Origin of the sequence: Halorubrum sp. SP3, from assembly GCF_005435195.1 — an archaeon.
GTDB lineage: Archaea > Halobacteriota > Halobacteria > Halobacteriales > Haloferacaceae > Halorubrum > Halorubrum sodomense.
On record NZ_SGTU01000448.1, the window covers coordinates 1 to 394 of the forward strand.

Genomic DNA, 394 nt, shown 5'->3' on the forward strand with positions numbered 1-394 from the left:
GCCGACTCTCGGACTCGAACCGAAACCCTCTCTCGTCGCGCTCTCGAGCGAGGGACGCCTGTGTCGGTCTGGTTCGATACCAACCGTGTATATCGTGCGATCCAGATACCGCCTGAACTCATGCGAGTCGTGGCGCGTCAGCGCCAATGAATGTGGCTCGGTCTGTTAGTTCTCGTGGGCTTAACACCTCGTTGCCTCGGTGCGTACACCCCGAGTCTATCGAACTCGTCTTCTACGAGTGACCTCTGTGGTACCTCTTTTCCATGTGGGTTTCGAGCTTAGATGCGTTCAGCTCTTACCCCGTGTCGCGTGGCTACTCGGCAGCTGCCCTTCCGGACAACCGATACACCAGTGGCGACCAAACGTAGTTCCTCTCGTACTATACGTTCGTTCA

1 rRNA gene is annotated in these 394 nt (G+C 56.9%); it reads right to left on the bottom strand.

The features are described from left to right. Positions 1–145: 145 nt before the first annotated feature. Positions 146–394 (bottom strand): 23S ribosomal RNA (locus EXE42_RS19515); the annotation flags it as partial.